General features: G+C 65.9%; 4 protein-coding genes. 3 read left to right on the plus strand and 1 reads right to left on the minus strand.

Annotation, left to right across the window (positions count from 1 at the left end):
- A partial coding sequence (locus ACEN88_RS24220; protein WP_413343769.1) for a transposase occupies positions 1–1,612 on the plus strand: 1,612 nt, incomplete at its 5' end.
- Positions 1,613–1,745: 133 nt separating this feature from the next.
- Here ACEN88_RS24220 and ACEN88_RS24225 read toward each other — a convergent pair.
- A complete protein-coding gene (locus ACEN88_RS24225) occupies positions 1,746–2,384 on the minus strand; it encodes a TetR/AcrR family transcriptional regulator (RefSeq protein ID WP_413343771.1) in 639 nt (212 codons plus the stop codon).
- A gap of 84 nt (positions 2,385–2,468) precedes the next feature.
- Here ACEN88_RS24225 and ACEN88_RS24230 point away from each other — a divergent pair, with 84 nt between their 5' ends.
- Both ACEN88_RS24230 and ACEN88_RS24235 read left to right on the plus strand, forming a co-directional pair.
- On the plus strand, positions 2,469–3,941 hold the full coding sequence (locus ACEN88_RS24230; protein WP_413343773.1) for a flavin-containing monooxygenase: 1,473 nt from the start codon (positions 2,469–2,471) through the stop codon (positions 3,939–3,941).
- 43 nt (positions 3,942–3,984) lie between these two features.
- Positions 3,985–4,959: alpha/beta fold hydrolase (locus ACEN88_RS24235; RefSeq protein ID WP_413343775.1), on the plus strand; the 975-nt coding region annotated here is incomplete at its 3' end.

A 4,959-nucleotide genomic window follows, 5' to 3' on the forward strand; every position in this document is an offset into this window, starting at 1 on the left:
AAAACCCCCCCCCCCATTTTGGCTTTTTTTTTTTTTTCCCGGCCCCCCCAATTTCAAAAAACCTGGGGCCCCCCCCCGGCCCCCCCCGCGCGGCCCTCGGTTCATTTCGGGTGATCCCGGCAAGATCTTCATTGGGCCGGTTCGGCTCGAGGAATACCTCAAAGAGGCTTCGCAAAAGGCGCCGTTCGTCGTAGCCGAGCTGCTCGACGGCGAAGACTGGAAGCCTTTCGAAGAGCGCTATAGCGCCGTTGGGCGCGCGCCCTATTCACCACGAGCGATGTTGGGATTGATCCTGTTCGGCATCATGCATGGTCATCATTCCCTTCGTGAGCTGGAGCGTTTTTCGCGACTGGATCTGGGCTGTATGTGGGTGACGGGGGGGATTGCACCGGACCACGCGAACATCGGCCGTTTCATCGTCATGCACGAGGGGCTGCTTACGCAGGTTTTCGAATCGCTCACGCGCAGGATCTTAAAGAAAACTGGGGCGGGCAGTCATCGCCTGGCAGGAGATGGCACAGTGATCGAGGCCGCCTGCTCCCATTACAAACTGCTGCGCGAAGAAGCTTTGAAAGAACGTGCTGAATCAGCCCGGCGCAAGCTGGCTGAGTCTCCAGACGATCCTGATGCGCAGCGCAACGCTGAACTCAGCGATGAATGCCTGAAGACATACAAGGAGCGTGAGCAGGCATGCAAACGCAGCAGCAGAAGCACCACCACGTTGCGAGTGAGTCCGACCGAGCCAGAGGCACCGGTGCAGCGCCTCAAGCGTGGCAGGGGCAGCGCCGCCTCGTACAAGCCATCCATTCTCGCCAATGAAAGCCGCATCATCACGGCGATGGCGGTGGACGCGTCGAGCGAAACGAAAGTCATCGGCGCCATGCTCGACCAAAGTGGTCGCGTCGTCGGCGAGCAGCCAAAGGAGCTGCTGCTCGATGGCGGTTATTTCGACGATGGCGTGATTGCCGCGACGTTGGAGCGCGACATCAGCATGCTTTGCTCGGATGGACAGGATCCCGAAGAAATCAAAACCGGCAAGGGCGGCGTGTACGCGAAGAGCAGCTTTGAGTACGACGCGTCGACCGACACCTACCGCTGCCCAGCTGGCCAGACTCTTGGCCTGATCAAGATTTATCCCGGCACGGACAAGACACGCGAATTTCGACTGTACACGACCCGCGCATGCGAAAACTGCGCCAAGCGAGCGCAGTGCACGAAGACCAAGAGACGGGAAATCAGGCGCCATGCCGAAGACGAGCAACGCGATGCGCTGCGTGCCGTCATGCGCCAGCCCAAGGCGCGGGCTATCTTCTCCAAACGGCAAGCGATGGTGGAACCTGTGTTCGGCTATCTACGCGCGCAACAGGGACTCAATCGCTTTCGCCGCCGTGGCATGGCCGGCGTGACCCGTGAGTTTGGGTTGCATGTCCTTGCTTACAACCTGGCGCGGGCCGTAGCACTGCTGAAGTGCCTTTGCGTCGATCCATCGGCCTTCCAGCGGCTACTCTTATCTTTGAGACGCCAATTCGCCAAACGAGCGACACGAACTTTCGATTTCCTGCTGCCCGCGGAACTCGATGCAGGCATCAAGCTCCGCAGTGCAACTATTTAGTATTGCGACAGCCTCGAAAGCGGGAACCCATACTGAACTACAGAATCCCGTAAATGAAAGATGCTGCAGGCGCTTGGCGGTACAACTTCGGCGCATCGGCATGGGTTCCCGCGTGCGCGGGAACGACGGTGTCTCAGTTGCCCACAGTCCGCCGCACCGGCGCCCGTCCCAGCACCATCCCGAGGCGTAACGCGCTGTCGGTGACGATCTCGATGTCCGGCGCGTACCCGTCCTCGATCCAGCGCAGCGCGATGTGGATCACGCCGCCGACGATGCCCGCTTCCAGCAGCGGATCGGCCGGCACGCCGGGCGGCACGACGTAGCGGCCGACCTGTTCGCCGATGGCGCGCAGCGCGGCATCGAACGCCTTGTCGACGGCCCGGCTGACGCCGCGGATCTCGACCAGGAACACGCGCGCCGAACGGGGCTCGCGCTGCAGCGCCGCGAAATACGTATGCAGCATCGCACGGGCCCGCGCGACCCGGCTGCGGCCGGCCTGCTGGGCCGCTTCGGTGAGCTCGCCCAGCACGCCGTACGTGACGGCGTTGAACGAGGCGATCAACAACTCTTCGCTGTTCGCGAAGGATTCGTAAAAATAACGTTCGGTCAGCGCGGCGGCCTCGCAGACGGCCTTGACGGTCGACTGGCGGTAGCCGCGCTCGCCATACACGGCGACGGCCGCCGCGATCAGTTGCGCGCGCCGCTGCGCACGCCGTTCGTCTTGCGGGACGCCGCGATAGGGCCGGGCAGGTTGTGAAGTTTCTGGAGGCATCCTTCTATTTTCGCACAGAACGTTGCTTATCAATATGTGACAATCTACAGTGTCAGTCGTATTCCATACACAACGACACACGCCATGACAGAAGCCGCCGCGGAGCCCTTTTTCGACGTCCTCATCGTCGGCGCCGGCCTGTCCGGCATCGGCGCCGCCTGGCACCTGCAGCGGGGCTGCCCCGGCAAGGCCTGGGCCATCCTGGAAGCACGCGCCGCGCTCGGCGGCACGTGGGATCTGTTCCGCTATCCCGGCGTGCGCTCGGACTCCGACATGTATACCCTCGGTTACGCGTTTCAGCCCTGGACTGAAGGCAAGGCGATTGCGGACGGGCCATCCATCCGGCGCTATATCGCGCAGACGGCGCGCGACAACGGCATCGACCGCCACATCCGCTACGGCTACAAGGTCGTCGGCGCACAGTGGTCGAGCATTGACGCGTACTGGCGGGTGGAGGCGGAGCACGGCGGCCGGCGCGTGTGGCTGCGCACCCGTTTCCTTTACATGTGCAGCGGCTACTACAGCTACGACGAGGCATACCGCCCCCGCTTCGACGGCGAGGACGCGTTCGCCGGCCGCATCGTGCAGCCGCAGTTCTGGCCCGCCGGCCTGGATTACCGGGGCCGGAACGTGGTCGTCGTCGGCAGCGGGGCCACGGCCGTGACGCTCGTGCCCGCGATGGCGCAGGACGCCGCCCACGTGACGATGCTGCAGCGCTCCCCGACCTATGTCGTGAGTCGCCCGTCCGAATACGGTTTCGCGCAGCGCCTGCGCCGCTGGCTCCCCGCACGCGCCGCGTACGCGCTGACGCGCTGGCGCGTGATCGTCGAGAGCATGCTGCTGTACCGCGTCGCACGGTCGCAGCCGGAGCTCGCGAAACGCAAGATCGTCGAGATGGCCCGCCACCAGCTGGGCCCGGGCTACGACGTCGACACCCATTTCACGCCCGGTTACAAGCCGTGGGACCAGCGCGTCTGCGTCGTGCCCGACGGCGACCTGTTCCGCGCGATCCGCACGGGCCGTGCGAGCGTGGCGACCGACCGCATCCAGCGCTTCACTCCAGAAGGCCTGCTGCTGGAATCCGGCAGGGTGCTGCCCGCCGACGTGGTCGTGCTCGCGACGGGACTCAGGATCAAGCTGCTGGGCGGCATCGCCATCACCGTGGACGGCAAGCCGTTCCGTCCGAACGGCGCGATGTCGTACAAGGGCATGATGCTGTCCGACCTGCCGAACTGCGTGATGACGTTCGGGTACACGAACGCGTCGTGGACGCTGAAGGCCGACCTGACGGCCGCCTGGGTCGTGCGCCTGCTGCGCCACATGGACCGCGAGGGCCAGGATGTCGCCGTCGTGCACCGGGAACCGGGCGTCGAACCGGAACCGTTCCTCGGTTTCACCTCGGGCTACGTACTGCGCGCCCGCGCCGAGCTGCCGCAGCAGGGCTCGCGCAAGCCGTGGCAGGTCTACCAGAACTATGTGCAGGACATGCTGACGATCCGCTTCGGCCGTATCGCGGACGGCGTCCTGCGTTTCGGCCGCAAAGGCGCCCTGCCTTGAACCCCATCGGTGACCGGAACCTCCTCAAGAAAGCGATCGAACGATGACTCTCGTCCTGATACTACTCGCCGTCCTCGCGTTACCGGTGTTCGTGGCCTTCCTGTTCACGCTGTGGACCGCGCGCAAGGTCGAAGCCGTGCTGCCGCCGCAGGGCCGCTTCGTCGACGTGCCCGGCGCGCGCCTGCACATCCAGGAATTCGACGGCGGCGATCCGAACCTGCCCCCGCTGCTCCTCGTGCACGGCCTTGCTGGCCAGCTCGCGCACTACACGTACGGCGTGACGGACCGGCTGGCCGGGCGCTACCGCATGGTCGCCGTCGACCGCGCCGGCTCCGGCTTTTCCACGCGCGCGCCCGGCACGGCGGCCGACCTGGACACGCAGGCCGCCATGCTCGCCGCGCTGATCGAACAATTGAGACTGGAGCGTCCGCTCGTCGTGGGTCACTCGCTGGGCGGTGCGCTCGCCCTCGCGCTCGCGCTGCGCCATCCGGACCGCGTGGGCGGCCTCGCGCTGGTCGCGCCGCTGACGCACATGCAGGAGCACGTACCGCCCGTGTTCCAAGGGCTGACGATCCTGTCGCCGACGTGGCGCAATATCGTCGCATGGACCCTCGCGATTCCCGCGTCGATCAAGAACAGCCGCGTGGCCCTGGACCAGGTGTTCGGCCCGGAAGCCGTGCCGGCGGATTTCGCGACGCGCGGCGGCGGCCTGCTTGGCCTGCGTCCCAGCGCGTTCCTGGCGGCGTCCGACGACTTGCGCGCGCTCCCCGACTGCCTGCCCGCGCAGGAGACGCGCTACGGCGAACTGCAGCTTCCCGTCAGCATCCTGTACGGCAAGGACGACCGCATCCTCGACTGGCGGGCGCACGGCCAGGCGCTCGCGGACAAGGTGCGTGGAGCGCGCCTGGAACTGGTCGAGGGCGGCCACATGCTGCCGATCACGAATCCGGACGCGACGGCCGCGTTCATCGACGCGGGCCCGGGGCCAGCGCCCCGGGGCCCCACCCCCCCCCGCCCC

Origin of the sequence: Massilia sp. CT11-108, from assembly GCF_047302915.1 — a bacterium.
Classification (GTDB): Bacteria; Pseudomonadota; Gammaproteobacteria; order Burkholderiales; family Burkholderiaceae_D; genus Telluria; species Telluria orientalis.